Origin of the sequence: Cohnella rhizosphaerae, from assembly GCF_029525575.1 — a bacterium.
GTDB classification, from domain to species: Bacteria; Bacillota; Bacilli; order Paenibacillales; family Paenibacillaceae; genus Cohnella; species Cohnella rhizosphaerae.
The window spans coordinates 134,090-160,337 of sequence record NZ_JAPDIA010000002.1 but is presented as its reverse complement, the minus strand read 5'-3'; the positions used below and the strand labels follow the sequence as shown (position 1 = coordinate 160,337).

General features: G+C 61.3%; 19 protein-coding genes and 7 pseudogenes. 9 read left to right on the top strand and 17 right to left on the bottom strand.

Annotated elements, in window-relative coordinates:
- Positions 1–69: 69 nt before the first annotated feature.
- The 8 genes and pseudogenes from ppk1 to dnaE all read right to left on the bottom strand — a co-directional run bounded on the left by ppk1 (position 70) and on the right by dnaE (position 12,810).
- Positions 70–2,164, bottom strand: a pseudogene (ppk1, locus tag OMP40_RS04295) (polyphosphate kinase 1).
- A 147-nt stretch (positions 2,165–2,311) separates the two neighbouring features.
- On the bottom strand, positions 2,312–2,722 hold the full coding sequence (locus OMP40_RS04290; protein ID WP_277529438.1) for an FxsA family protein: 411 nt from the start codon (positions 2,720–2,722) through the stop codon (positions 2,312–2,314).
- Positions 2,723–3,079: 357 nt separating this feature from the next.
- Positions 3,080–3,544, bottom strand: coding sequence for an acyl-CoA thioesterase (locus OMP40_RS04285; RefSeq protein ID WP_277529435.1), 465 nt, complete (start codon positions 3,542–3,544; stop codon positions 3,080–3,082).
- A 79-nt stretch (positions 3,545–3,623) separates the two neighbouring features.
- A pseudogene (gene pyk / locus OMP40_RS04280) lies at positions 3,624–5,380 on the bottom strand (pyruvate kinase).
- Between the two features lie 158 nt (positions 5,381–5,538).
- Positions 5,539–6,505, bottom strand: a pseudogene (locus OMP40_RS04275) (acetyl-CoA carboxylase carboxyltransferase subunit alpha).
- Positions 6,495–7,383, bottom strand: a pseudogene (gene accD, locus OMP40_RS04270) (acetyl-CoA carboxylase, carboxyltransferase subunit beta). The pseudogenes OMP40_RS04275 and accD overlap by 11 nt, the downstream one beginning before the upstream one ends.
- A 172-nt stretch (positions 7,384–7,555) precedes the next feature.
- Positions 7,556–7,744, bottom strand: a complete 189-nt coding sequence (locus tag OMP40_RS04265; protein WP_090109932.1) for a glutamate decarboxylase — start codon at positions 7,742–7,744, stop codon at positions 7,556–7,558.
- Between the two features lie 1,126 nt (positions 7,745–8,870).
- Positions 8,871–12,810, bottom strand: a pseudogene (gene dnaE, locus OMP40_RS04260) (DNA polymerase III subunit alpha).
- Between the two features lie 100 nt (positions 12,811–12,910).
- On the opposite strand from dnaE, the pseudogene OMP40_RS04255 reads away from it, so the two are divergent.
- From OMP40_RS04255 to OMP40_RS04245, 3 genes and pseudogenes are all read left to right on the top strand, one after another.
- Positions 12,911–13,238, top strand: a pseudogene (locus OMP40_RS04255) (YtrH family sporulation protein).
- Positions 13,239–13,242: 4 nt separating this feature from the next.
- On the top strand, positions 13,243–13,743 hold the full coding sequence (locus OMP40_RS04250; RefSeq protein ID WP_277529428.1) for a hypothetical protein: 501 nt from the start codon (positions 13,243–13,245) through the stop codon (positions 13,741–13,743).
- A 79-nt stretch (positions 13,744–13,822) separates the two neighbouring features.
- A complete protein-coding gene (locus OMP40_RS04245) occupies positions 13,823–14,137 on the top strand; it encodes a YtpI family protein (protein WP_277529427.1) in 315 nt (104 codons plus the stop codon).
- Here the strand turns inward: OMP40_RS04245 and OMP40_RS04240 are convergent.
- Positions 14,109–15,455, bottom strand: a complete 1,347-nt coding sequence (locus OMP40_RS04240; protein ID WP_277529425.1) for a DRTGG domain-containing protein — start codon at positions 15,453–15,455, stop codon at positions 14,109–14,111. The genes OMP40_RS04245 and OMP40_RS04240 overlap by 29 nt on opposite strands.
- Positions 15,456–15,674: 219 nt before the next feature.
- Positions 15,675–16,028: a hypothetical protein gene (locus OMP40_RS04235; protein ID WP_277529423.1), complete on the bottom strand. Its 354-nt coding sequence runs from the start codon at positions 16,026–16,028 to the stop codon at positions 15,675–15,677.
- Positions 16,029–16,239: 211 nt separating this feature from the next.
- On the opposite strand from OMP40_RS04235, the gene OMP40_RS04230 reads away from it, so the two are divergent.
- Positions 16,240–16,959 carry a sensor histidine kinase gene (locus OMP40_RS04230; RefSeq protein ID WP_277529422.1) on the top strand — a complete coding sequence of 240 codons (720 nt, stop codon included), beginning with the start codon at positions 16,240–16,242 and terminating at the stop codon, positions 16,957–16,959.
- Here OMP40_RS04230 and OMP40_RS04225 read toward each other — a convergent pair.
- From OMP40_RS04225 to OMP40_RS04195, 7 genes are all read right to left on the bottom strand, one after another.
- On the bottom strand, positions 16,947–17,231 hold the full coding sequence (locus OMP40_RS04225) for a hypothetical protein (RefSeq protein ID WP_277529420.1): 285 nt from the start codon (positions 17,229–17,231) through the stop codon (positions 16,947–16,949). The genes OMP40_RS04230 and OMP40_RS04225 overlap by 13 nt on opposite strands.
- Positions 17,231–17,599 carry a hypothetical protein gene (locus tag OMP40_RS04220; protein ID WP_277529419.1) on the bottom strand — a complete coding sequence of 123 codons (369 nt, stop codon included), beginning with the start codon at positions 17,597–17,599 and terminating at the stop codon, positions 17,231–17,233. Before OMP40_RS04220 ends, OMP40_RS04225 begins: the two co-directional genes overlap by 1 nt.
- Before the next feature lie 179 nt (positions 17,600–17,778).
- The gene (locus tag OMP40_RS04215) at positions 17,779–19,401 is read right to left on the bottom strand and encodes an ABC transporter ATP-binding protein (RefSeq protein WP_277529417.1); all 1,623 of its coding nucleotides are present in this window, start codon (positions 19,399–19,401) and stop codon (positions 17,779–17,781) included.
- A complete protein-coding gene (locus OMP40_RS04210; protein ID WP_277529415.1) occupies positions 19,349–19,582 on the bottom strand; it encodes a hypothetical protein in 234 nt (77 codons plus the stop codon). Before OMP40_RS04210 ends, OMP40_RS04215 begins: the two co-directional genes overlap by 53 nt.
- A gap of 822 nt (positions 19,583–20,404) precedes the next feature.
- On the bottom strand, positions 20,405–21,373 hold the full coding sequence (locus OMP40_RS04205; protein ID WP_277529413.1) for an IS110 family RNA-guided transposase: 969 nt from the start codon (positions 21,371–21,373) through the stop codon (positions 20,405–20,407).
- A 10-nt stretch (positions 21,374–21,383) separates the two neighbouring features.
- A complete protein-coding gene (locus OMP40_RS04200) occupies positions 21,384–21,545 on the bottom strand; it encodes a hypothetical protein (RefSeq protein ID WP_277529353.1) in 162 nt (53 codons plus the stop codon).
- A 386-nt stretch (positions 21,546–21,931) separates the two neighbouring features.
- Entirely contained in the window at positions 21,932–23,005 is a 1,074-nt protein-coding gene (locus tag OMP40_RS04195; RefSeq protein WP_277529412.1) for a glycosyltransferase family 4 protein, read from the bottom strand.
- Positions 23,006–23,202: 197 nt separating this feature from the next.
- Between OMP40_RS04195 and OMP40_RS04190 the strand changes: the two genes are divergently transcribed.
- The 5 genes and pseudogenes from OMP40_RS04190 to OMP40_RS41165 all read left to right on the top strand — a co-directional run.
- Entirely contained in the window at positions 23,203–24,396 is a 1,194-nt protein-coding gene (locus OMP40_RS04190) for a glycosyltransferase (RefSeq protein WP_277529410.1), read from the top strand.
- A gap of 49 nt (positions 24,397–24,445) precedes the next feature.
- A complete protein-coding gene (locus OMP40_RS04185; RefSeq protein ID WP_277529408.1) occupies positions 24,446–24,874 on the top strand; it encodes a hypothetical protein in 429 nt (142 codons plus the stop codon).
- Between the two features lie 87 nt (positions 24,875–24,961).
- Positions 24,962–25,390: a hypothetical protein gene (locus OMP40_RS04180; RefSeq protein WP_277529406.1), complete on the top strand. Its 429-nt coding sequence runs from the start codon at positions 24,962–24,964 to the stop codon at positions 25,388–25,390.
- Positions 25,391–25,484: 94 nt separating this feature from the next.
- The gene (locus OMP40_RS04175; protein ID WP_277529404.1) at positions 25,485–25,913 is read left to right on the top strand and encodes a hypothetical protein; all 429 of its coding nucleotides are present in this window, start codon (positions 25,485–25,487) and stop codon (positions 25,911–25,913) included.
- Between the two features lie 122 nt (positions 25,914–26,035).
- A pseudogene (locus OMP40_RS41165) lies at positions 26,036–26,230 on the top strand (glycosyltransferase family 2 protein); the annotation flags it as partial.
- Positions 26,231–26,248: the final 18 nt, after the last annotated feature.

Below are 26,248 nucleotides of genomic sequence, written 5' to 3'. Positions count from 1 at the left end.
TCTCCATTTCCGTCCCGCAATTTTATCTTATGCGGGAAATGTAAATGGCAGATTAGACGAAGTCGTTATTCATATGAAATCTTTGGCGTCGGCGAGCGTCTTCCAAAGCGGAATGTCGCAGGAAGCGAACTGGCTGCGCAGCGGCTTGCCGCTCGTTCTGGACGCGGACGTAGCCGCCCGAAGGCACAAGCTCCCTGGCCTTGACGTTGTCCTGCAGGTTCAGCTCCAGCATATTGCGAAGCGCAAGCCGGAGGCCGCGGTCGTATACCGGGCAGAGCAGCTCGACGCGCCGGCTCAGGTTGCGGCTCATCCAGTCCGCGCTCGAGATGAACACCTCGTCCTCGCCGTCCGCGGATACGTACAGGATGCGGGCGTGCTCGAGAAAGCGATCCACGATGCTGACGACGCGCACGTTGTCGCTTAGACCGGGTACGCCCGGACGCAGACAGCATACGCCGCGGACGATCAGGTCCACTTTGACGCCGGCCTGCGACGCCTCGTAAAGCTTGTCGACCATGGGCTGGCTGGACAGCGAATTGATCTTCGCGACGATTCGGGCCGGCTTGCCCTGCCTGGCGCTGTCGATCTCGCGATCGATCAGCTCGTACAGCCGGGGACGAAGGCCCGCCGGCGCCACCGCGAACGCGCGCCAGTCGTGCGGCGTAGAATATCCCGTCATTTCATTAAAAAGCGCCGAAGCGTCCGCGCCGATCCACGGATGACAGGTGAACAGACCGGCGTCCGTATACAACTTGGCCGTGTTTTCGTTATAGTTGCCCGTACCTACATGCACGTAGCGCCGCAGCGAACCGGCTTCCCGCCGCACGACGAGCGTGATCTTCGCATGCGTCTTCAGACCGACCAGGCCGTAGACGACGTGGCAGCCCGCGCGCTCGAGCTGTTTGGCCCACGCAATGTTGCGCGCTTCGTCGAATCGGGCCTTGATCTCGACGACGACCGTCACCTGCTTGCCGGATTCGGCGGCCCTCGCGAGCGCCTGAACGAGCACCGAGTTGACGCTGACCCGATAGAGCGTCATCTTGATCGCGAGCACGTCCGGATCCTCCGCGGCCTCGCTGATAAAGTCGTTGACGACCTCGAACGATTCGTAAGGATGATAGACGAGCGCGTCTCCCCGTTCCCGCAGCACCGACAGAATGTCTTCCGAAACGTCGAAGGCGGCAGGGTAAACCGGCTCGATCGGCGGATAACGCAGCTGTTCCATATTGGGAAGCGATCCCGTGAACTTCGAGAGGAACGTCAGGTCCAGCGGACCGTCGATCTCGAATATTTCCTCCTCGCCGATCTCGAGCTCCTCCATGAGCAGCTCCCTGGCCTGAACCGACATCCCCTTCTCGATCTCGAGACGCACGGGAAATCCTCTCCGCCTGCGGCGCAGCTCCTTCTCCATCTCCTTGAGCAGATCCTCCGCGCCTTCTTCGTTGAGCGCAAGATCGGCATTGCGCGTCACGCGAAACGCATGCACCGACTCGGTCACGTAACCGCTGAACAGCTGACCGATCTGCACCCGGATCAGCTCCTCCAGGAGCAAATAAGCGTTTTTGCGGCTTCCTTTGCGCTTGGCGACTTCGATCGTTCTCGTAAGGATGGATGGCACCTGCACGATCGCAAAATAGATGCCGTTCTCCTGGTCCAGTCCGATCATATCCTCGGGTCTCAGCACGACCGCCAGGTACAGCTCCTTGTTGTGCAGCAGCGGAAAGGGACGGCTCGTGTCGACCGCCATCGGCGTCAATACCGGAAAGACGATCTCCTGAAAATAGACCGCCATCGACGCTTGCTGCTCTTCGTTCAGATCGTCCCAGGACGCAATCGTGACATTTTCCTTGGAAAGCAGGCGCAGGAGATCTCTGTAGGTCTTGTACTGGAGCTTCACCATGCGTCCGACCCGCTTGGACAGCCGCTTAAGCAAGCCCCCTTGCGTATAGCCGGTAAAGTCCGGTTTGTTGAAGCCGGCCTTGAGCTGCTCGCGCAGTCCCGCAACGCGTACGCTCATGAATTCGTCGAGATTGCTCGCCACGATCGATAGAAATTGAAATCTTTCGAGCAACGGCGTGCCGGGATCTTCGGCTTCCTCCAGAACGCGCCGGTTAAATTCCGTCCAGCTGAGATCACGGTTAATGTATTTCTGGGATCCGTGCATTCGTGTCGCTCTCCCCTTTAATGATCGAACCATTGCGCTGCTTGAAATCTATTAACAGTCTTATGACCATTATGTTAGAAGGATGTTATCGCAGCGTCAATTGAAAGTGAAGGGAATGTAAAATCGTGCCTTTCTGATCCTTCTTCATTAGAATTTCCGAAACCCGCCGCCCGAAATCCGAAACGCTCCGGACTGCACTTTGCCGGCGAGCCAACCGTAGAGCCCCATTCTGAAAAGCGACCGCGTCCAGGGAAGCAGCAGCAAGAGCCCCGCGATGTCAGATAGGAATCCCGGGACGATCAGCAGCAATCCGCCCGCCAGCACGCAGATGCCGTCCAGAATCGCGAATCCCGGCATTTGTCCCGACGACAGCTGACTGCGTGCTTCGCTCCATACTTTGCGTCCTTCGGACTGCATCAACAGCGCGCCGGCGACGGCGCCGCCGAGCAGCAGCAGGAAGGTTGGCCAGCCGCCGATCCATCGCTGCATCATATAAATGCCGAACGCCTCAAGCAGGACGAAGACGATCGCGATCCACAGCAAGCGTTTTAACAGCATGACAAACACCTCTCTTTGTGCTCTCTATTACGACGGCTCGCGGCCTTGCGTTGCAGAAAGGAAAGATCCGTACAGCCAACGCCGCGCACGGGTTCGGCATCCGTCGCGGCGTCGGGTTGGGCGCATGAAAGAGATATCGTTCTAAGGCTGCGCAACGCTTTTCCCCGGGCCAGGGGGGATACCGTTCAAAGGCAACGGAGGGTGCATACGCCTTCCCCTGTGCGAAAGGGATAGCGTTTAAAGACAACGGAGCGCATCTGCCGTCCCCTGTTCGAACGGGATACCATTTAAAGACAACGGAGCGCATATGCCGTGCCCTGTTCGAACGGGATACCGTCCAAAAAGCAAAACCGGTCGTCAGGCCTCCGCCAACGCCTTAAAAGCGGCCCACACCTCGGGCAGCTCCCGATCGAGCCGCACGGGCTTCCATTCCTTGTTCACCCACACGTGCTTCGTGCCGCCGGATACGAGCAGTTCCCCGTCGGGATCGTCCTTGCTCACGCGTCCGCCGCCCGCCGTCAGGTCGCCCTTCACGATCCGCGATTCAAACGCGATCCGCAGCGCCGTCTTTTCCGCGACCCGCGTGCATACCGTCACCCAATCGTCGTAACGGGCCGGCTGCGCGAAGTTGACGTCGAGTTTGACGAGCGGCAGCAGCAGCCCCTTGGTCTCGATCTCCCGGTAATCGCAGCCGATTCGCCTCACCCATTCGGTTCTGCCGATCTCGAACCAATTTACGTAGTTCGCGTGATACACGACGCCCATCTGATCGCATTCCTGGTACCTCACGCGAAGCGGGTGCAGGAGCCATGCGCTTGCCATTGTCCAAATCCTCCTCCGTATGCGTAAAAAAGGGACGCAAGCGGAGCTTGCTCCGTCTGTCGTCCCGTTGTCCGTCGTATTAAAGCACCTTGGCTTGTCCGGTGTAGATGACGCCGTGCTCCGCGTACAGCGTGATCTCCATGCCGTCGTGCAGCAGCTGTGTCGCGTTCTCGACGCCGATGATGACCGGGATGCCGAGATTCAGGCCGACGACCGCCGTATGCGACGTGATGCCGCCCGTCTCGGTGATGACGGCTGCCGCCTGTTGAATCGCAGGCATGTATTCCCTGTCCGTCGCCGGGGCGACGAGGATGGCGCCCTCGGTCATCTTGGCGATTGCTTCGTCAGGCGAAGTCGCGACGACGACGCGTCCGGTCGCGCTTTGCGAGCCGATGCCTTGGCCCTTGGCGATCAGCTCGCCGATGTTATGGATCTTGATCAGGTTCGTCGTACCGGAGCGGCCGACCGGTACCCCCGCCGTGATGATGACCGTATCGCCGAGACGCACGATACCGGAATGGATCGCGCCTTGAACGGCGATCTCGACCATCTCGTCGATCGTGGAGGCGGACTTGCCGTCCACCGTGATGACGCCCCAGACGAGCTGCAGGCGGCGGCGAACCTGTTCGACCGGCGTGACCGCGATGATCGGGGACTTCGGACGGTACTTGGATACCATCCGCGCCGTATAGCCGCTCTCCGTCGATGTCACGATCGCCTTGGCGTTCAGGTCGAGCGACGAGTTGGCGACCGCCTGGCTGATCGCCTCGGTGACCGTCGTCTGCTGGGCTTCGGCCTGCTTCGTGAAGATCTCGCGATAGCGAAGCGCGGACTCGGCGCGCTCGGCGATGCGGGACATCGTCTGGACGGATTCGACCGGATACTTGCCCGCGGCCGTCTCGCCGGACAGCATGATCGCGTCGGTGCCGTCGAAGATCGCGTTCGCGACGTCGGACGCTTCGGCGCGCGTCGGGCGCGGATTGCGCTGCATCGAGTCGAGCATCTGGGTCGCCGTGATGACCGGCTTGCCGACGCGGTTGCACTTCTCGATCATTTGCTTTTGCACGAGCGGCACTTCTTCGGCCGGGATCTCGACGCCCAGGTCCCCCCCCGCGCGACCATCAGGCCGTCGGACACTTCGAGAATCTCGTCGAGGTTGTCCACGCCCTGCTGATTCTCGATCTTGGAGATGATCTGGATGTAGCGCGCGTCATACTTCTCGAGCAGCTCGCGGATCTCGAGCACGTCGCTCGCGCGGCGGACGAACGAAGCGGCGATGAAGTCGACGCCCTGCTCGATGCCGAAGCGGATGTCGTTCGCGTCCTTCTCGGTGATGCCCGGCATGGAGATCGCGACGCCCGGCACGTTGACGCCCTTCTTGCTCTTGATCGGGCCGCTGTTGACGATCTGGCACTCGATCTCGGTGCCTTCGATCTTGGTGACCGTCAGGCCGATGAGGCCGTCGTCGATGAGGATCGTCGAGCCGACGTGCACGTCGCCCGGCAGCTCCTTGTAGGTGACCGGGATGCGGTCGCGGTCGCCGAGAATCTCTTCGGTCGTAAGCGTGATGTGCTCGCCGGCCACGAGCTCGATCGGCTCTTCCTTCAGCTTGCCGAGGCGAATCTCGGGGCCTTTGGTGTCGAGCAGGATGGCGACGGTCTTTCCGAGCTCCTCGCACGCCTGGCGGATGTTTTTGATCCGGTTGCCGTGCTCTTCGTAGTCGCCGTGGGAAAAGTTCAAGCGGGCGACGTTCATGCCGGCGTTGATGAGTTTTTTCGTGTTTTCGAGCGATTCGCTGGATGGGCCGATCGTACAGACGATTTTCGTTTTGCGCATGGTTAAGATAACCTCCATTGGATGTCGGGCGAACGGATTATACCGTATACCACCGATTGTGCCCGCCACGGCGCCGATTCAGACGCGGCTGGCGGCCTTGATGCGTTAAAAATCATGCCGAACGCCCATCCGAGGATCGGAAGGGCGCGTGGCCTTGCTCATACCAACTCTGGCGCGGCGAACTTGCCCACGCTGCGGAACTTGCGGTACCGGTCCTCCACGAGCGCCTCCGGCGTCATGCCGGACAGCTCCTCGAGATGGCGCCAGATCGCGGTCTTGACCGCCTCGGCCGTACGGACGGGGTCCAGATGCGCGCCGCCCTTGGGCTCGGGGACGATCTCCTCGATGATGCCGAATCCGAGCAGATCCTTGGCCGTAATCTTCATCGCCTCGGCCGCCTGGTCGGCTTTGGAGGCGTCCTTCCAGAGGATCGAAGCCGCGCCGTTCGGCGAAATGACGGAGTAGATCGAATTTTCCAGCATCAGCACGCGATTGCCGACGCCGAGCGCCAGCGCGCCGCCGCTGCCGCCTTCGCCGATGACGACGCAGATGACGGGCACGCGCAGTAGCGCCATTTCCTTAAGGTTGCGGGCGATCGCTTCGGACTGCCCTCGGGCTTCTGCGGAGTCGCCGGGATAGGCGCCTTTGGTGTCGATGAAGGTAATGATCGGACGGCCGAACTTGTTCGCCTGCTGCATGAAGCGCAGCGCCTTGCGGAAGCCTTCGGGATGCGGACTGCCGAAAAACCGCTGGATGTTGTCCTTCGTATCTTTTCCCCGTTGATGGCCGACGACCGTCACCGCCACGCCGTTCAGCCTGGCGATGCCGCCGACGATCGCCAGATCGTCTCCGTACAGCCGGTCGCCGTGAAGCTCGATGAAATCCTCGAAAATCTCGTTGATGTAATCGAGCGTCGTCGGCCTCGAATGCACGCGTGCCAGGTGCATGATCTGCGCGCCGGACAGGTTGCTGTATATCTCGTCTTCCAGCTTCTTGTAAGCTTCTTCGAGCCGGGCGATCTCCTCGCTGAAGTCGATGTTCTGCTCGACGCCGACTTTTTTTGAGATGGTCGATCTTGCGGCGCTGCTCGGACAACGGGCCTTCGAAGGGGAGCTTATTGTCCATCCGTCGCACCTCCTCCGACATGCATCTCCAGCAGCTTGGTCAAAAACGCCTTCATGTCCCTGCGATGCACGACCTTGTCCAGCTGGCCGTGCTTGAGATTGAACTCGGCCGTCTGGAAATTGTCCGGCAGCTTCTGCCTGATCGTCTGCTCGATGACGATGCGTCCGGCGAAGCCGACGATCGCGCCCGGTTCGGCCAAAATGTAATCGCCGAGGCTCGCGAAGCTGGCGGATACGCCGCCGAGCGTCGGATCGGTGAAGACGGAGATGAACAAACCGCCTTCCTCCTGGAACCTCGCGAGCGCGGCGCTCGTCTTCGCCATCTGCATCAGGCTCAGGATGCTCTCCTGCATCCGGGCGCCTCCCGACGTCGAGAACAGCAGCAGCGGCAGCTTCTTCGCCGCGGCCAGCTCGATGGCCCGCGTCACCTTTTCGCCGACGACGGAACCCATGCTGCCGCTGAAAAAGTCGAAGCTCATGACGCCGACGACGACCCGGACGCCCCCGATCTCGCCTTCGCCCGTGACGACCGCGTCCTTCAGGCCGGAGCTCGCCTTCTGCTGCTCAAGCTTGGACTTGTAGCCGGGGAATTCAAGCGGATCCTCCGAGGTGAGGTCCGCGTCGATCTCAAAAAAAACGCCCGTCGTCGAGCGTCATCGCGATGCGCTCCAGGGCGTTGAGGCGCGAATGATGTCCGCAGGTGGAGCACACCTTGAGGTTCTTCTCCCATTCTTTGCTGAACTGGATGTTGCCGCACTTGGGACAGCGGTTCATCAGTCCTTCGGGAATCTCGCGCTTCGGCCGCTCGCTTGCCGCGGGGGCCTGGGAGACGGAAGGAACGGTAGCATATTTCTTCTTCTGGAATAAATCCTTAAACACAGCGACACCTCACAAGGCGCAAAAATGGCGGTCCCGCCGGCGGCGGGCGGTGCTCCGCACGGAGATGGTCCGTACGGAGAAAACGCGGCCCGCGCGGACGAAATCCGCAGCTATCAGGCGCGACATGCATAGGACGATCCGACCCGCGAAGGACGGCAATCTGCCGCATGAGTCACATATGCAATATACTGCCGAGCACTTCTTGTACTTCCTGCACTTCACCGGAAGGCACCAATATCTCGTATTGCGGCTTGACCAGATTGATCGCCCGGACCCGGACGAGAAAGCCCTCGCCCTCCAGACGGCTCTGGATCCGCTCCGCAATCTTGGCGGTCGGCGCAATATAAATGACCGTCCACATGACGCGGTACCTCCATAGGTGATCGATTCTACAATAAGGAAATGATAGCATACAAAGATCGGGACTAGCAACCGTAAGCCCCTTGGCGGCGGGGCCGGCGGGCCGCGGCGCGGCATAGCGGGAAGCGGTGACGGAGGACGCTTACGTCCGCGATCCCCGCTTGCGGCGCGGCTTTGACTGTCGTTCGGACCGCTTATGATTCTCGCGCCTGCGGCGCCGAATTTTATTTCGCGTCCGGCCTCGAACGAACCTGTCGTTCACCCGCCAAGGTATCGCGCAAAACTTGCGCAACTCCATGCAAATAAGCGCCTAAAGGCACTATCGCCGCGCATGCAACGCTCAGGACGGTGTCGATAAGCGCCTAAAGGCACTATCGCCGCGCCTGCAACGCTCAGGACGATGCCGATAAGCGCCTAAAGGCACTATCGCCGCGCATGCAACGCTCAGGACGGTGCCGATAAGCGCCTAAAGGCACTATCGCCGCGCATGCAACGCTCAGGACGGTGCCGATAAGCGCCTAAAGGCACTATCGCCGCGCATGCAACGCTCAGGACGGTGCCGATAAGCGCCTAAAGGCACTATCGCCGCGCATGCAACGCTCAGGACGATGCCGATAAGCGCCTAAAGGCACTATCGCCGCGCATGCAACCCTCAGGACGATGCCGATAAGCGCCTAAAGGCACTATCGCCGCGCATGCAACGCTCAGGACCGGTGCCGATAAGCGCCTAAAGGCACTATCGCCGCGCATGCAACGCTCGAAGAGATGCAGATAAGCGCCCACAGGTAGGATCGCCGTCCCTGCAACGCTCCGAACGGACCATTAAGCGCCTAAAAGGCATGAACGCTCTCCCCCTCCCCCTTCCTCTTCTACGCCAGCCAGTGCAAAAAACGCAAATGGGCGCAAGGCCTACCATGATGTCACGTTCTTTGCAATGGCATTGCGATAGCGCGCCGGATCGTTCCATCTGCTGCTGCATCCTGCTACTTTGTACGATACGCATTCAAGCCAAGATCGCTCCGCACCTTCAAGCAGGGGGGAGTTGGCGCAGCCATAACGAAATCCGCCCCTATATCAAAACAACGTAAATTTAATAAAAGGATTGCGAAATCATCCGGTCGACGCCGCTATTTGACCCTGGCCGTGCCCGTGCCGAGCAAGCGCTCGACGGCGGCCGTCAGCGCGGCCGACGGCAGGACGCGGTAAGAATCGTTCAGCGCCAGCGATTTGCGGTCCCGCTCGTAGAACAGAACCGTCTGCAGCGGCCCCTTGTGCTTGGCGAGCAGCGCCTGCAGATCCTTGAGCACGGAAGGCGCCTCGTGCCCGGCGTCGATCCGTACGTAAAAGCGCTGCGCTGCCGATCCCGCCTCGCCGCCTACGCGGCCCGCGCCGGCCCGCGCCTTGTCGGGCGCCGACTTGACGACGGACGTCGTCCGGCGAGCGCCCTCCGCGGCGGCCGGCTTCGCTTCGGCCCGGCCCGGGCCGCGCGCGTCGTCGGCGCTTCGCCCCGACCTGCCGCCGCGGTAGCCGCCGGCACCGCCTCGGCGCATGCGGGCCGCCTCGCGCGGCAGCGAGTCCGCCGACAGCGGCACGATCTCGTCCGCCAGCAGCTTGAAGTCCTCGTCGCCCTGCTGAAGCTTGGCCCGCACGAGCAGAAGCGCGCCTTTTCCCGCGAATGACGACGCCGTCTTCCAGACGGACGGGAAAACGACGAGTTCGGCGCCCATGATCCGGTCCTCCAGCTCCAGAAAAGCCATCGCCTGTCCGCTTTTGGCCACGATCGGCTTCAGCGAGACAACCATGCCCGCCGTGACGACTTGGGCGCCGTCCTCCGCCTCCGCCAGGTCCGAGAGCCGGTCCAATCCCGCCTCCTCCCACAGCCCGTCGAACACGTCGAGCGGATGACCGGACAGGTAAAGTCCCAGCAACTCCCGCTCGAGCTCCAGCGTCTGCGTCTGCGTATAGGGAGAAACCTCCGGCAGGTCCACCTCCCAGTTCGGCGCGTCGCCGAGGTCGAACAGCTCCAACTGCAGCTCTTCTTTTTCCTTGCGCCAGATCGCCGCGGCCTCGACGGACTCGTCGAGCGCCGCGAGCAGCTGCGCCCGATGGCCGGGCAGCGCGTCCAGCGCGCCGCAGAGCAGGAGCGATTCGAGCACGCGCTTGTTGCAGGCGCGCGGATCGACCCGTCTGCACAAGTCGGACAGGCTCTCAAAGGGACGCTCGGCCCGCTCCTTCAAAATGCTGTCGATCGCCTGCGTGCCGACGTTTTTGACGGCGGCAAGCCCGAAGCGGATGGCATTAAACATGCGCGCAGGGTCGCTGGCCGCAAAGTCGCTTGCGGCGAGTTCGCCCATCATAGAGGCGCTGGCCGCCGAGGCGCTTGTCGTCGCGTCGCTAACGTAGGAGTCGCTCGCCGCAAGCCCGCCGGCCGCTGCGCCCGCGCTCCGCGTCCCGCCCTGTTCGGCCGCGGCGGCGTCACCCGCCCCCGACCCGGCGCGAACTGCTGCCGATGCGGCGGCCGTGCGCACCGGCGTAAAAAGAACGCGGCTCTCGTTCACGTCCGGCGGCAGCACGGGTATGCCCATTCGCCGGCATTCGTCGACGTATTCCGCCGTTTTGCGCTGATTGCCGATGATCGAGGTGAGCATGGACGCCATGAACGGGACCGGGTAATGCGCCTTCAGATACGCCGTCTGGAAGGCGAGCACGCCGTAAGCGGCGGCATGGGCCCGCGGGAATCCGTAGTCGGCGAAGCGCAGAATCATGTCGTAGACGCGGTTCGCCTCGTCGTCGCTGTAGCCCTGCCCCAGGCTGCCCCGCACGAAGTGCGCGCGCTGCTCGTCGAGAATCTCCCGCTTCTTTTTGCCGACCGCGCGGCGCAGCAGATCCGCTTCGCCAAGCGAGAAGCCCGCCATTCGGGAAGCGATCTGCATGATTTGCTCCTGGTAGACGATGATGCCGTACGTGTCCCGCAGAATCGGTTCGAGATCCGGATGCGGATATTCGGCCGCGACTTCGCCGTGCATCGTCTTGATGAACTGCGGGATGAAATCCATCGGCCCGGGCCGGTACAGCGCCACGACGGACACGATGTCCTCGAACGTCCTAGGCTTCATGTCGCGCAGCACGCGGCGTATGCCGGAGGACTCCATCTGGAAGACGCCGGTCGTGTCGCCGCGGCCGAGCAGCGCGTACGTCGCCGGATCGTCGAATGGTATGTCCTCCCAGCGCAGCGCCTTGCCGGTGGACTCGCGCACGCTTTGCATCGCACGTTCGATGATCGACAGGTTGCGGAGGCCGAGGAAGTCCATCTTGAGCAGGCCGACCGCCTCGAGATGCTCCATCGAATACTGTGTCAGCGGAACGCCTTCCGCGCCCTCCTGCAAAGGCACGTAATCCGTGAGCGGCTCGGAGGAGATGACGACGCCTGCGGCGTGCGTCGACGCGTGGCGGGGCATGCCCTCCGCTCGCCTCGCCATCGCGATCAGATCCGCGATCGGCCCGCCCTTTTCCGTCAGGGCGCGGAAGTCGGGGTTGTCCCTCGCGGCCCGCTCGATGGACATGCCGGGCATGCCGGGAATGAGCTTGGCCGCCCGGTCCACGTCCCCGTACGGCAGGTTCAGGACGCGGCCCACGTCGCGCACCGCGGCGCGGGCCGCGAGCGTGCCGAACGTGATGATCTGCGCGACGTGGCCGCTGCCGTACTTGGCCGCGACGTAGCGGATGACCTCGTCGCGGCGCTCGTCGCTGAAGTCGACGTCGATATCGGGCATGCTCACGCGCTCCGGGTTCAGGAAGCGTTCGAACAGCAGCTTGTGCTTGAGCGGGTCGACGTCCGTGATGCGCAGGCTGTAGGCGACGATGCTGCCCGCCGACGAGCCCCGTCCCGGCCCGACGGCGATTCCTTGCTCGCGCGCGTAACGGATGAAATCCCAGACGATCAGAAAGTAGTCGCTGAAGCCCATCCGGGCGATAACGTCGAGCTCGTAGCGCAGCCGCGCCTCGGCCTCCGCCCCCACCGATGCAGCTCCCATCGATTCAGCCATCCCCGCGTCGCCGGCCATTGCGCCAGAACCGTCCTCGCCGCCCGAGATCGCGCCAGCCCCGTCGGCGCCTGCCGTTCCCGTCGGCTCGCCGTATCGGTCACGCAGCCCGGCCAGGCAAAGCTTCTCCAGATACGTCTCCGCGGTCATCCCCTCGGGGATCGGCGAAAATTTCGGCAATATATGCGCACCGAGCTCGATCTCCAGCTCGCAGCGGTCCGCGATCAGCGCCGTATTGGATACCGCCTCGGGACGATGACGGAACAGGGCCGACATCTCCTCCCCAGTCTTCATGTACAGCTGCGAAGTGCCGATTCTGAACCGGTCCTGGTCGTCCACCGTCTTGCCGGTGCCGATGCAGATGAGCACGTCCTGCAGGACGTGGTCCTCCTCGGTCAGGTAGTGCGAATCGTTGGTCGCGGCAAGCGGGATGCCGAGCTCGTCGGCCAGCTTCAGCGTACCGGCGGCAATGCGCTTCTGATCGGTCAGGCCATGGTCCTGGATCTCGAGGAAGTAGTCCTCGCCGAACAGCTCCCGGTACCTAAGCGCCGTCTCGCGCGCCTCGGCGTCCCGGCCGTGCATGAGGTGCTGGGACAGCTCGCTGCTCATGCAGCCGCTCAGGCAGATCAAACCTTCCGCATGCCCCGACAGCGCCTCGAAGTCGATGCGCGGGCGATAATGGAAGCCCTCCAGATGGCCGATCGAGCTCAGCTTCATGAGATTGCGGTAGCCTGCGGCGTTCTTCGCGATCAGCGTCAAATGGTAGATCGGCTGGTCGCGCCGCGACGCCTTCTCCAGCCGCGAGCCTGCGGCGACATACGCCTCCATGCCGATGATCGGCTTGATCCCCCCGCTCGCGGCAGGCTTTGTAGAAGGGGATCGCCCCGTACATGACGCCGTGGTCGGTGAGCGCCAGCGCCTTCATGCCGAGCTCGGCCGCCCGCGCCGTCATGTCCTTGATGCGCGAAGCCCCGTCCAGCAGGCTGTATTCGCTATGATTGTGAAGATGGACGAATCCGCACATCGCCATGCCTCCCCGTGTTCCCGTTTTTGTTCCCATTAATCGAATTGTATCATATCGGCGCGGGCACGTCCCATACATATAAGTATGGGAGGGGATGAACATGAACCGCGTCTACGCGCATGCGGTGCTCGACTTCTGCATCGCCTTCGGCGTCGTGCTCGGCGGAGCGATGCTGGCCGGCATGGCGGCGCTGTTCCTCTGGCGTCCGCCGGCCGAGACGGTGCTCGAGATCGCGAGCCGCATCAAGATCTGGGCGGTCGTCGTCGCGGTCGGGGGGCTCGATCGATCCGATCCGCGTCATCGAAGCGAACGTGATGGAAGGGTATTTGTCGCCGGCCGTCCAGCAGATCGGCTATATCGTCTGCGCGTTTCTCGGCGCGCACCTGGCGACCGAGCTGGTGCAGTGGATGTGCAGGAATCCGGGGTGAGCAGATGAGGGTACCCGCGTTTTCGAGATATGGACGGGGCATGCAGGCCGCCGCGTTTTTCCTGTGCGGGATGATCGTCGGCGCGGCGGTCTACAGCGCGCTCGTGCTGGACCAGACGAACCGGATCGTCCTGAACAACTACGAGCTCAAGGAGCAGGCGGAGCTGGCCGAGCAGCAGGCGAGGCAAAAAGAAAAGCCCAACGCGGGCGAGACGGTCATCTCGAGCATCGTGCTGTACGTGAACGAAGCGCCCGGCCGGGAGCCGCTCGACGCCGTCGCGGAGAGCGCGCTCAAGGAGCGACTCCTGTCGAGCCTGAAGCGCAGCTTCATGGGGAGGAAAATCTACGATATCGGCTCCGACGCGGCGCTCGCCCGAAGCCTGCTGGACGGCGCCGTCTACCCGGATATCGAAAAGAAGGATTATACCGTGCATATCCGCACGGCGCTGGCGGCCGACGGCCGCCTGACGATCTGGGCGGAAGCCGCGCCGCTGCTGAGACGATGAGCCCCTGGCGGCATTCATTCGGCCTGGCGAATATGGTACAATGAGGGACAATTCGCCTATTGAAGGAGCTGCCCCCCCCTTGCCCAATCTCGAAGCGATCCTGTCCTGGATCTTCGGCATCGCCATCCTCGCCTCGCTGATCCTGTCCGTCGGCTTCAGCTTCCGTTCGCGGCGCACCGCCGATCCGACGCAGCGCGGCCTGCTGGCCGCCCGGATGAACATCTGCCTCGGCATCATGCTGATCGCGCTGGCGCTGCTGCAGATGTTCGTCTACAGCGGCTCGACGCTTCGCGTCATCGTCGGCGCCGTCTTCCTCGTGCTCGGCCTCTTCAACCTGTTCGCCGGCATGCGCAATCATGCCTTCTTCACGAAGCGTCGATCGTCTGCGCGGTGATCATCGCCTTGGCCATGACCTCGCCGTCCGCGAGCGCGGCGGTGACCTCGAGCTTGAGATGGCGCCGGCTCGCCTCGATCAGATGCGGCCGGATCGCCAGCTGCGCGTCGATCGGAATCGTCCGCAAATAATAGACCGTCATATTTTCGACGATATGCTCGTGGCGGCCGAGATCGGCCGCCATCCTGGCCACCGCCTGCTGCATGAGCATCGTCAGCACGCCCTCCGACAGCGTGCCGAGCGCTCCGGACATCTGCGGCGTCACGAGGCCCGTGAACGACTGGCGTCCTTCGGCGTCCCGTTCCTCCGAAAAGCCCGCCCATACGAGCGCATCGAACGTCTCGCCGAGCTGCTCGGGGCGGTTGGCGAACTGCATCGCCCGCAGCAGCTCGGCCCGGCTGACGACGCCCGCGAGCTTGCGCTGGCGGTCGACGACGGGCAGCAGCTCGATGCCCTCGGTCACCATCCGGTGCGCCGCCGACGCGATCGGCGTGTTCATCGTGACCGTCATCGGCCTGCGCGTCATGAGCTTGTCGACCGACTGGTCCGGCGGGCGGCCGACGACGTCCTTGGACGTCACCATGCCGACGACGCGGTTCCACTCGTCGACGACAGGGAAGCGCGAGTAGCCGGTCTCTGCGCTCGTCTTCAGGAAGTCGGCCACGGTCGCGTACTGCTTGAGCGAGCCCACCTTGGCCGTCGGCTCGACGAGATCCGCGATCATCATGATCTTGCGCTTGATGAGCCGGTCGTACATCGCCCGGTTGATCATCGACGCGACCGTGAACGTGTCGTGCTTGCAGGTCAGAATGGGGAGCTGGCGGTCGTCCGCCAGCTCCTTCACGTCCTCGCTCGTCCCGAATCCGCCGGTCACGAGTACGCCCGCCCCGTGGGCGAGCGCGATGCGGTGCGCGCCTTCGCGGTTGCCCACGATAAGCAGGCTGCCCGCGTCGATGTAACCCGTCATCTCGTCCAGCTCCATCGCGCCGATGACGAGCTTGTGGAGCGTCTTGTCGAGCCCTTCGCCGCCGCCGAGCAGGCTGCCCTGGACGATCTCGAGCACCTCGGCGAACGTCAGCTGCTCGGGATGGCTGCGCCGCTTCCGGCCGACGCGAACCGTACCGATCCGCTCCTTCGTGCTGACATAGCCCGCCAATCCCGCTTCTTTAAGCGCGCGGTAGGCCGTTCCCTCCGACACGTCCCTGTCCTTCGCCATCTGCCGCACGGAGATGCGCGTGCCGATCGGCAGATCCCTTATGTATGCGAGCAGCTGCTCGTGCTTCGTTAACTCTTCTCCGGCATGATCGTTGCCCGCCATTTCCGACGCCCCTCTTTATCGATCATTCGTATCGAACGCATTAGGCAAAAACAGGAAAACAATTTAAAGTATAAGCATGCCCTGCCTCGCCCTCAATGTAGCACAGCGACCGCAGACTAGTCGAGCCGAACGCCCAAAGGAGATCTCACGTTTATGCAAGATCCGGTTTCATTCCTCCGGCAAGACCTGCTTATTTCCATTCCGCAGACCTTTACCCTTTTATGGCTGACGTTTGCGACGCTCGGCTTGCAGCCGGGCCGGCGCTGGCGGCGAATCGGCGCGCTCGCAATCGTCAACTCCGTATATACGGACCTTTTTTTCCATGACGTCTCTACGCCCGTCCAAGTGTTGAATTCCGTCACGATCACGACGCTCATGCTGTTCGTGCTGTTCAGGGACGTCGGCGTGAAAAAGAGGCTCATGATTCTGCTGCTTTCTTACGTCTTCAGCGCCCTGAACGATCTCGCCGTCTATCTTCTCTACGGCGCCCTGTACGGCGATGCCGACAAAGCGCGCATTCTGGATTCGTTCCCGGCGTTCGCTTCCTGCTTGTATCCGGCGCTGGCCGTTCAATGGCTCGTCGCGGCCTACGTCGGGCCCCGTGCCGCGCGCTGGTTCGACAGCTTGCGCGCGGCCGGCGGGTACATTCGCCGCAACGGGCTCGTGCGCGTGCTCGTCTGCCTGCTGCTGCAGCTCTTCGCGGGCAGCGGCGTCCTGCTGGGCCGCGCCATTCCCGGCGAATACGGGCGTTACGCCTTTTTCGACTACCTTTTTTTACGCGACGGTGCTGCTCTCTTTGCCCACCCTTTACTTCGTCGTCCGGCTCATCGACCGCACGCGGCAGGACACGGTGCTGTCCACCCAGGAGCACTATATCGACCAGATCAGCGGCATGTTCACTTCGATCCGGGGTCAGCGGCACGATTACCTCAATCATATCCAGGTCATGCATACGATGCTCCAGCTCGGCAAGCTTGCCGAGCTCAAAGCCTACATGTCGGACGTCGTCAAAGAAACGCACCAGGTCGGCGACATCGTGCAGCACGACATTCCCGCGGTGGGCGCGCTGCTGAAGGCGAAGACCGCCGTCGCGCTAAGCCTCGGAATCGACTTCGTCAGCGACTTCAGCGGTCCGTGGAACCCGAAGTCCCCGGTCAAGATCATCGATATCGTGAAGATCGCGGGCAATCTGATCGACAACGCCTTCGACGAAGTCGTCAAGCTGCCGGCCGGCGAACGCCGGGTGCGCGCGTCCTTCAAGCTGTGGGACGGATTCCTGGAGCTGACCGTGTCCAATCCCGGCCCTCCGATCAGCGAAGCCGCGAAGGCGCGTCTGTTCGAGCCCGGATTTTCGACCAAGCCGGGAGAGAACCGGGGGCTCGGGCTGCCGATCGTCCGGGAGCGCGTCGCCCACTATGACGGTACGCTGACGTTCCATTCGGACGAAAATCGCGGCACCGTGTTCCAGGTCCGGCTGCCGCAAAAAGCCGCTCAGCTGTCCTGAGCGGCTCGATCCTTGCGACTTCCGGCCGGGCATCCGCACGGAATGCGGGCTAAAAAAAGCAGCAGCCAGCCGATTGAAAACAGAACGATGTATCCGGCCACCGACAGCAGCACCGCCGCGAAATTGTCCTTGCGCTCCACCTCGTGCAGCTCCAGCGCGTGAATGACCAGCATGAGCAGACTGAGCAGCAGCAGCCCGCCCGTCAGCGCCAGCGACAGCCTGACCGACAGGAACGCCGCGAGCGCAGAGACGAGGTAGCCCGCCCCGAACATCAGCTGCGAGCTCCCCCTGATACGTGACGATCTCGATCCAGGCGCGCTTGCGCCGGCCCAGGCGGTTGCCGACGGCCGACAGGGATGCCGTCCAGGCAAGCAAGGACAGCAGACCGAGCAGCAGCAAGCTTAAGCGCCAGCCCCGCGCTGAACAGGCGGCTCACGAAAAGAACGGAGAAAAAAGACATCGCATGCTCGACCCGGTTCTGAACCGCGAGCACCCAAATATAAAATCCGGCGACCGAAGCGGCCGCCCCGATCAATCCGAGCGGCAAGTCTTCGGCGCCGCGCAGCGCAAGCGCCGCCGACGGATTGCGCAGCAGCGCGAGCAGCAGCCGCGGGTTCGCGGAAAAACGATCCCGGCTCATTTTCGACAACCTCCCCCGATCCTTAAATCGTATCGCCATAAAAACGCGCTGCTCCCCTTTTTCGACGCGAATCGCTCGATTCCCTCCATTTATTTCGTCGTCCGCCAATTCGCAAGCAAAAACCGCCCTCCGTAAATTCGGAAGGCGGCTCGCGTACGACTTCGCGCAAACCCCATATCTCAAGCCTGGAGCTGCTTCAGGCGGTAAAACTCCCCGCCCTTCGCCATCAGCTCTTCGTAGGTGCCGATCTCGGCGACCTGTCCGCGCTTCATGACGACGATGCGGTCCGCGTCGCGGATCGTGGACAGCCGGTGCGCCACGATAAACGTCGTGCGGTTCTGGATCAGCTTCTGCATCGCCTGCTGCACGTAGCGCTCGGATTCGTTGTCGAGCGCCGAAGTGGCCTCGTCCAATAGGATGATCTTCGGATCGCGCACGAGCGCGCGCGCGATGGCGATCCGCTGCCGCTGGCCGCCCGACAGCTTGCCGCCGTGCTCGCCGACCGCCGTATCGAGCCCCTGGGGCAGCTGCGCGACGACATCCTGGAGGTAAGTCATCCGGATGACCTCCTCGAGCCGCTCCTCGCTGACCGACGGAAGCCCGTAGGTGATGTTTTCGCGGATCGTGCCGGAGAACAGCACCGTGTTCTGGTGGACGACGGCGATGCGGGACCGGTAGGACGTCATGTCGAGCTCGTCCATCGGCACGCCGTCGATCGCCACTTCGCCGAATGTCGGCTTACTGAAGCCGATGGCCAGGTTAAGCACGGTCGACTTGCCTGCGCCGGAGGCGCCGACGAGCGCGATGCACTCGCCCGCCTTCACCTGCAGATCGAAGCCGTTCAGCACGTGCCGGTCCGAGTCCGGATAGCCGAAGCTCACGTTTCTGAAGTCGAATTCGCCGCCGACCTCCTCCAGCTTGCGATGTCCCCGGTATTCCTCCGTATCTTGCGAGAGCAGAATCTCCGTGACCGAATAGATCGACTCGAAGCCTTTGGCGATGTTCGGATAAATGTTGATCAGCTGCGTGATCGCGCCGAGAATCATGGCGAAGTAAGCCTGGTACAGCACGATGTCGCCGACCGGGATCTCCCCGCGGAACGCCAGCAGCACGGTAAACGCCAGGCACAGCACCTGAAACGTCTGGAACGTCACCCACGCGGCCGAGCCGAAATACGCTTCCACGATGTCGAGCCTGTATCCCTTCGTACGCAGCTTGCTCAGCGTGCTGTCGATCTTGGTGATCTCGGTCTCCTGCAGGCCGTGCGCCCGCGTGACCGGCATCATGCCGACCATCTCCGACACCTGCCCCGACATCGATTCGATCTGCTTGCGGAAGTCGCTGTTCGTGCGCTGTATTATTTTGCGGAAAAAGGTCACCATCGCGACGCCCGCAGGAATCGTCAGCACGAAGAACAGCATGACCGTCCAGCTCTTCCCGGCCGTGATGGCGACCGCCACGACGACGCTGACGATCGCGGGCAGCACCGACAGCATCATCTGCCGCGACAGAAATTCGATCGCCTCGACGTCGCGGAGCACCTTGGACTGCAGTCTGCCCGCGGCCAGCTCGCCGTGCGCGGACATCGACAGCCGCTGCAGCTTGCGGACGAGCGTACTCCGCAGGCTGGCTTCGACATAGCGGATCGCCTTGCTCATGTAGCTGATATGAAGCACCTGCGTGGGGACATTTTGTACGATGACGACGAACAGAATGCCGATATTCCACCATAGCGTGCTCGTGCTGTATTTATCCGGTTTGGTCGCCATGTTGATCAGGTTGGCGGTGACGATCGGCAGCACGTAGACCGGCGAGTGCTTGATCAGAAAAAAAGAACGCCGACCAGAAAAGCTTGATCCAATGGTCTTTGTATAATAGATACAAAATTCTCGAAGGACGCCGATCCGTCAGCGCTTCGTTTTCGAATAAATGCTCCAGTCCGTACGAGGTCGGCTCCGACTTCGGGACGGCGGCGGTATTCATGGCGAGCTCTCCTTTGAACGATCAAGCTGTTAACGCGCGTTCACAGTTTTCATAACTTCCTCATTTTCAAGCATTCGCAAATGTATGTAAACCGGCAGCTTTTCAGAAAGGAGACGCCCTAGGCTTTAATTTTCACGCCTCGGACCGTTTAGCAAGCCTCTGTCGAGATTTGCTGGCGATTTCGCGGGAATAAAGCGATTTCACTTGTCATGATGCCGATTGATCGGCTTTTTTAAGCATTCGATTTTCCTTTTGAAAAAGACATTAGCGGCCCTAAGTCTGCGCGTTGGCCCCAAGCTGAACGGACTGAGGCGCCGTTATTATTGTTCCTATCGCGATTATCGGCCCGCTGGCGGACTCGGTAGCCGCTGATATGAACGAAACTGTCAAGCGTCTCTGTTTGCACCCGTGTTTTTGACAATAGCGAATAGAAGCCTGTCAAGCGATTTTCTTTACAGGCGGTCGCATCATTTCCCATACTTTTCTGGATCTCCGGCATGGAAATGCCCGGAGGTGCCCCTACGGCGAGTAACGGGGTGCAGGGGGCGTCGCTCCCTGCGTTTCCCCTTTAGGGGACGGAAGGGGCCAATTCTTCTTTAGCTCAGAGGCAAAAGCAATTCGCTGGTCGGCAATCTGATATTCGTGGATTCACACATGTTATTCATACGTCTGGAGAGCTTACCCGCTAACTATTGACGAGCATAAGCATTCGCTTGCTCAAGCGGCTCACGCGGTTTTCTCTCCACCTTGCCTGATTTTGCCTCTGAGGTAAAAAAAAGAATCGCTTCCCCTCAATCGCCTCCTTTGTTCGGACCCGTTGTTTTACACCGCTGCTTGCAAACGAAGCTTCTCGATCTCCTTAGCAATCGCCCATACAAACCCCGCCAGTTCTCTGGCAATCGCGACCGCGATGCAACCCTTGTGCTTTCCTCTTCGCGCCAGACTCCAATACTTCTTGTGTAATCGATGCTGCGCGCTCCAGGCAATCGACTGAACCTCCGGTGGCAGCCCCTCGATACGGTCGCGCATTCTTCTGCGAATCGCGGGCGCGTGTCGGTAACTTTTCGCGGCTTCCACCAGTACCCGACGCAGATGCGCATTCCCGGCTTTCGTTATACGGCCTTGCCAGCGGCTGCTTCCCGAGGAGTATTCGCTGCTGACCAGTCCGCAGTAACTCATAAACGAAGAGGCGGAGTGAAAGCGGTCGCTGCTCATCATCTCGGATGAAAGCGTAACGGCTGTGACGGCTGCTACGCCTCGCAAGGCTTGCAGCGCTTGAACGACCGGCGCCTGCTCGCTTAAAGCGGCTTGTTCTTCAATTTGCTTTTCGTATCGCTTGATTCGCTCCTTCGTTTCCCAAATCGATTGGCGGTACTCCTGAAAGGTCATTTGTTTGCAGCTGTCCTCGGGAATACGCAGCGTATCCAGCCATTCCTCGTACGCGAAAGTTCCGGGTTTGGCGCCTTTGGCGTCCTGAAGCTGGTGGCGAAGCAGAAACTTGCCCAGTCGTTGCTTAAAACGATTCAAATCCTCGACCGCATCCTCGCGTGCGCGAACGAGATCCCGCAAGCTTTCGTCTGCTGGCGTGGGCACGTATACCGGCGTCAGTTCTCCTGCGCGATACAGCTGTGCGAGTCGAATGGCATCCCGTTTGTCTGTTTTGACCCGGTCGCCGGCACGCTTGGGAATGAGCGAGGGCGCGACCACGCTGCAAGCGATGCCTGCCGTCAATAGCCAACGATAGAGCACATAGCCGGTGGGACCTGCCTCGTAACAGACCCTTAAAGTCACCTCCTCTTTCTCACCCGGACGACGCAAGCCTTTGCAGGAGTTTCAATACCGCTTCCTTGCTATGCTCGATGACGCCAAAGTACCGTGCTTCTCCTCGTCCCTCATCCGCAAAGGCAACCGCGATTTTGGATTTGGATACGTCTAAACCTACGTACTTGATGGCCATACTCATACTAAACCGACTCCTTTTGCTTTGAGCTCTGTATTTGGTAAATGGGTTGTTTCTGTAAACGCCATTTTTCCCAAATGTAACCTCCGAGATAAGCAAACAGGGTGTCGGTTTCGTTCATGATAACTATTGCGGGATTAAAGGCCATTTATAGCCGTGATCCGGTTGGATAACGTCCCCTCAGTCCGATACGATCGCCATTGGACCGGTTTTTACGAAAATAGCGCCCCTTGTGTCCGATGTCCTCAGCCGGACTCGGATTCAAACTGCCGCCCGCAGCTCTCTTTGGCACCCACCGGCTGACCTTCGGTCTACCGTCGCCTTCCGGTCAGCGAGCGAAGCCTGTCATTTCTCCGCGCTGCCAAGCGCGCAAAAAAACTGCGGGAGACTCAGCCGAGGCCGAATGCCCGCAGTACTTGAAGAAAATTCCCGACATAATGCGCCGGAGCGAAACGCGCAACCGCATGCTGCCTGCCGTCCGCTCTGATACGTTCTCTAAAGCCCGCATCGAGCAGCAGCGCCTCGGCGAGGTCGGCGGCCACGCCGATCGCCTCCTGCGCGTAGAGCAGTCCCGTCAGGCTGTGCTCGACGAACGCCCGCACGCCGTCCGAATCCGCGGCGACGACCGGGCACCGGCACAGCATCGCTTCGCCTACCGCGTAGCCGAAGCCTTCGAGGATGGAAGTAGAGGCGAGCAGGCCGCCGGAATCTCCGATAATCGAATAATAATCCGACATGACGAGATTCGGAACGTTCGAATGTCTGCGGATGACGGGGGCAAGGCCCATTATCGACGCTGTCTGCTCGAAGGCCTCCTGCTCCTCCGGCCGGTTCAGCGCGGCGTCCTCGAACGTCCACAAGTGCACGTCGTGACCGCGACGCCTGAGCTCCGCGCCGATCTGCAGATATGCGCGCCAGTTTTTATTCGGCTCGATCCGGCCGACCCAGCCGAGGATCGGATTCGAATGGATCGGCACCGGGTGATAACCGAACCGTTCGACGTCGAGCGGATTGTCGAAGCAGAACTGCGGCATATCGCTGAACATGCCCCGGAACAGCTCGATCAGGTGGGCGGTCTGCGGATAGAGCAGGCCGTTCGCATACGCGCGCATATAGGTCGCCCCGCCCAACAGCGTCTCTACGGCCATCTGCCGCGTGCCGAGCCCTTGCACCTCGAACAGCAGCGTTCCGGCGAATCCGAGCCTGCGCATCCGCTCCAATCCGTGGAAATCGTTCGAGATGATCACCGCGTCGAATCGCCCCTCCTGCAGCATCTGCCAGATCCCGTAGTCGTCGTTGGTCACATAGACCGGAACGCCGCTCGTATTGTTCTGAAGTCCGGACCCGTGCAGTTGGTAATGAATGCGGCAATCGACGCCGTGACGGATCAGCGCCTCCGCCCGAAGTCGGTTAAGCGTCTCCATCCCTCCGCTCGGCACCAGGTAAGAAAACAAAACGCGCATCCGTATCCCTCCTTGTGCAGTCGCACGCCATAGCTTATGAACGAGCGTCCTCCGGGGATTGGTCAAGCGTACTCACGTCCGAAAAAATGATGCGTTCGCGGAGCGCGATTCGGCAAGCCGGCTGGTTACCCGTACAAACCCCCGTTCCGCTCGCGAATATATTGGCAGGAGCCACATTCAGAGGAGGCGATTCCATTTTGTCCAACAGGACCGAACCGATCACGATCAGCTTGTGCATGATCGTCAAGAACGAGGAGCTCACGCTCGCCAGATGTCTGGATTCGGTGCGCGACCTCGTCGACGAGATCAACATCGTCGACACGGGCTCGACGGATCGAACGAAGGAGATTGCCGCGCAGTATACGGACCGGATCTTCGACTTCGAATGGATATACGACTTTTCGGCGGCGCGCAATTACTCGTTTTCTCATGCGACAAAGGAATACATTCTGTGGCTGGACGCGGACGATTACTTCATTGAAGAAGACCGGCAGAAACTCCGCAAGCTTAAAGAAGAGCTGGACCCGTCCGTCGATATGGTCGCTATGGATTACAATCTCACGTACGATCCGAACGGCCGACCGATTGACAGAATTCGCCGTGAGCGCCTCGTGAGGCGCGAGCTGGACTACCGCTGGCACGATCCGATCCATGAGTATCTGGAATTCAAAGGCGTATTGACCCACAGCGACGTTGCCGTCAGCCACGGCCGGGTCCACCAGAACAAGACGCGCAATCTCGATATTTACGAGCGCCGGCTCGCAAGCGGGGAAACGTTCGGTCCCAGGGATCATCAAAACTTTGCCAGCGAACTGCTGGACAACGGCCGCGCCGCGGATGCGGCCACTCACTTCATGCGCTATCTGGAGCTGGTGGAGCCGAACTTCGCAGCCAACGACGACACTTCATTAAGAGAAGAAAACATTCTTGTCTGCACGAGACTGTCCTACTGCCACCAACTGCTAGGCGATCCGGCCAAAGAGCTTGAATGGCTTCTCGCCGCGATGCGCTATGACGCGCCTCAGGCGGATATCTGCTGCCGGATCGGTCTGTGGCACCAGGATCGGGAGATGTTCCGGACGGCCGTCCGCTGGTTCGAGCTCGCTGCGAAGCTGGAGCGGCCGGACGATCTGTGGGGGCACGTGAACCTGGCGGCCTACACCTGGCTTCCCCATCAGCATCTCACGCTGCTTTACGCGCAGCTCGGGGATCTCGACAAATCCTATGCGCACAACGAGATCGTTCTAACTTATTTGCCGGAAGATGCCAACCTGCTGCACAACAGGCAGCGGCTGGAAGCATTGCTGGCCGAGCGCGATTCCGCCCGAGATAATGCCGCTGGAGCGGATTCCGCAGATGCATCGGCGTATTCGTCCAAGCCTCAAACGTGAACTCGCCATATCTTAGAATTAGCTTCAGAACAAAGGAGGTGAAGACAGAATGGGAAAATTTTTGGATCTTCGCACCTCCCAAAACTCCAGCGCAACGGGCTTTCCGAATGCCGCCCTGACGAGCGCAACGATCGTCGGCGAAATCGGCTTGCAGACGGCGAACGTCGCCAACCCGATCGTCGGTCTTAATTCGTATGTCGTCGTCAGCGTCGCTGCCGGCGCCACCGTAACGGCCAACATCCTGCGCGGCGGCGTAACGATCTACACGGCTATCCGTACCTTCCCCGTCGCCTCGTTTGACGCTGAAATCGCCATTGCCGCCGCCGACCTGGGCGCTCCGGCTGCCGCCCAGACCGTATACCAGCTCGTGCTGTCCGGCACGCCGGCGCCCGGTGTGACGGCAGGCGTCACGCGCGTCGGCCCCGAATCGTTCTGGGGCGTCGCGCAAAACGGATCCGTCCCCGCTACGCCAACCTGATCGCCTGTCTCTGTGTTCAGGCCGGCCGTCTTCCGGCCGGCTTTTTCTATGGCAAAGCATGCCTCTAAAAAAGGAGAGGATAACTGAATGGGCAAGTTTTTGGATCTTCGCACCTCGCAAAACTCCAGCGCAACAGGCTTTCCGAATGCCGCCCTGACGAGCGCAACCGTCGTCGGAGAAATCGGTCTACAGACGGCGAACGTCGCCAACCCGATCGTCGGTCTTAACTCGTATGTCGTCGTCAGCGTCGCTACCGGCGCTACCGTTACGGCCAACATTCTGCGGAACGGCGTTACGATTTACACGGCTGTCCGAACTTTCCCTGCGGCAAGCGCAGACTCCGAGATCGCTCTTGCCGCCGCGGATCTAGCCGCGCCGGCCGCCGCCCAGACCGTATACCAGCTCGTGCTGTCCGGCACGCCGGCGCCCGGCGCGACGGCAGGCGTCACGCGCGTCGGCCCCGAATCGTTCTGGGGCATCGCGCAGAACGGCTCCGTCCCCGCGACGCCGACTTGATCGTTCGCTAGTTATGATTGGCCGGCCGGATAAGGCCGGCTTTTTTTAAAAACGGCAAGTCATCGTAGACCGATCGCAGGGAGGTGAAGACAGAATGGGAAAATTCCTGGATCTCCGCACTTCCGAAAATTCCAATACGACAGGCTTTCCGAATACCGCCCTGACGAGCGCAACGGTCATCGGCGTCATCGGCTTGCAGACAGGCAATGTCGCCAACCCGATCGTCGGCCTCAACTCGTATGTCGTCGTCAGCGCCGCTGCGGGCTCCACCGTGACGGCCAACGTTCTGCGCGGCGGCGTGACGATCTATACGGCCATCCGCGCGTTCGCTTCTTCGAACGCGGCCGCCGATATCGCATTGGCCGCCGCCGATCTTGCCGCCCCCGCAGCGGCACAGACCGTGTACCAACTGGTGCTGTCCGGTACGCCGGCACCGGGCGAAGGAACGGGCGTGACGCGGATCGGTCCCGAAAGCTTCTGGGGCATCGCGCAAAACGGTGCCGTACCGGCAACGCCTGCTTGAGTGCTTGACTGGTTTGAACGGCCGGCCTGATAGGGCCGGCTTTCTTCTTATTTGGGCCGGGCAGTCCAATCCGGATCGACCGGGTCATCGTATCGTATAGCATCCGCCTTGGATACCCTGAATTGAATGGAGGAGCCGGATTGAAGACAAGCATCGTCATCCTGACCCACAACCAGCTCGCGCATACGGTCCAGTGTCTGGACAGCATCGCGAGACATACGTCCAAAGACATGTACGAGCTGATCGTCGTCGACAATGCGTCTTCGGACGGAACACGCGCGTGGCTGGAAGCGCATCGGCGGGCGTATGACCTCAGATTGATACTGAACGACGAC

Excerpts from the sequence above, each read along its gene's own strand:
- OMP40_RS04290 (WP_277529438.1), bottom strand. The coding sequence starts at position 2,722 with ATGCTGTTAAAACGCTTGCTGTGGATCGCGATCGTCTTCGTCCTGCTT.
- OMP40_RS04285 (WP_277529435.1), bottom strand. The coding sequence starts at position 3,544 with ATGGCAAGCGCATGGCTCCTGCACCCGCTTCGCGTGAGGTACCAGGAA.
- OMP40_RS04265 (WP_090109932.1), bottom strand. The coding sequence starts at position 7,744 with ATGTGGACGGTCATTTATATTGCGCCGACCGCCAAGATTGCGGAGCGG.
- OMP40_RS04250 (WP_277529428.1), top strand. The coding sequence starts at position 13,243 with ATGAGGGTACCCGCGTTTTCGAGATATGGACGGGGCATGCAGGCCGCC.
- OMP40_RS04240 (WP_277529425.1), bottom strand. The coding sequence starts at position 15,455 with ATGGCGGGCAACGATCATGCCGGAGAAGAGTTAACGAAGCACGAGCAG.
- OMP40_RS04225 (WP_277529420.1), bottom strand. The coding sequence starts at position 17,231 with ATGTTCGGGGCGGGCTACCTCGTCTCTGCGCTCGCGGCGTTCCTGTCG.
- OMP40_RS04220 (WP_277529419.1), bottom strand. The coding sequence starts at position 17,599 with ATGAGCCGGGATCGTTTTTCCGCGAACCCGCGGCTGCTGCTCGCGCTG.
- OMP40_RS04210 (WP_277529415.1), bottom strand. The coding sequence starts at position 19,582 with ATGAATACCGCCGCCGTCCCGAAGTCGGAGCCGACCTCGTACGGACTG.
- OMP40_RS04200 (WP_277529353.1), bottom strand. The coding sequence starts at position 21,545 with ATGAGTATGGCCATCAAGTACGTAGGTTTAGACGTATCCAAATCCAAA.
- OMP40_RS04195 (WP_277529412.1), bottom strand. The coding sequence starts at position 23,005 with ATGCGCGTTTTGTTTTCTTACCTGGTGCCGAGCGGAGGGATGGAGACG.
- OMP40_RS04185 (WP_277529408.1), top strand. The coding sequence starts at position 24,446 with ATGGGAAAATTTTTGGATCTTCGCACCTCCCAAAACTCCAGCGCAACG.
- OMP40_RS04180 (WP_277529406.1), top strand. The coding sequence starts at position 24,962 with ATGGGCAAGTTTTTGGATCTTCGCACCTCGCAAAACTCCAGCGCAACA.
- OMP40_RS04175 (WP_277529404.1), top strand. The coding sequence starts at position 25,485 with ATGGGAAAATTCCTGGATCTCCGCACTTCCGAAAATTCCAATACGACA.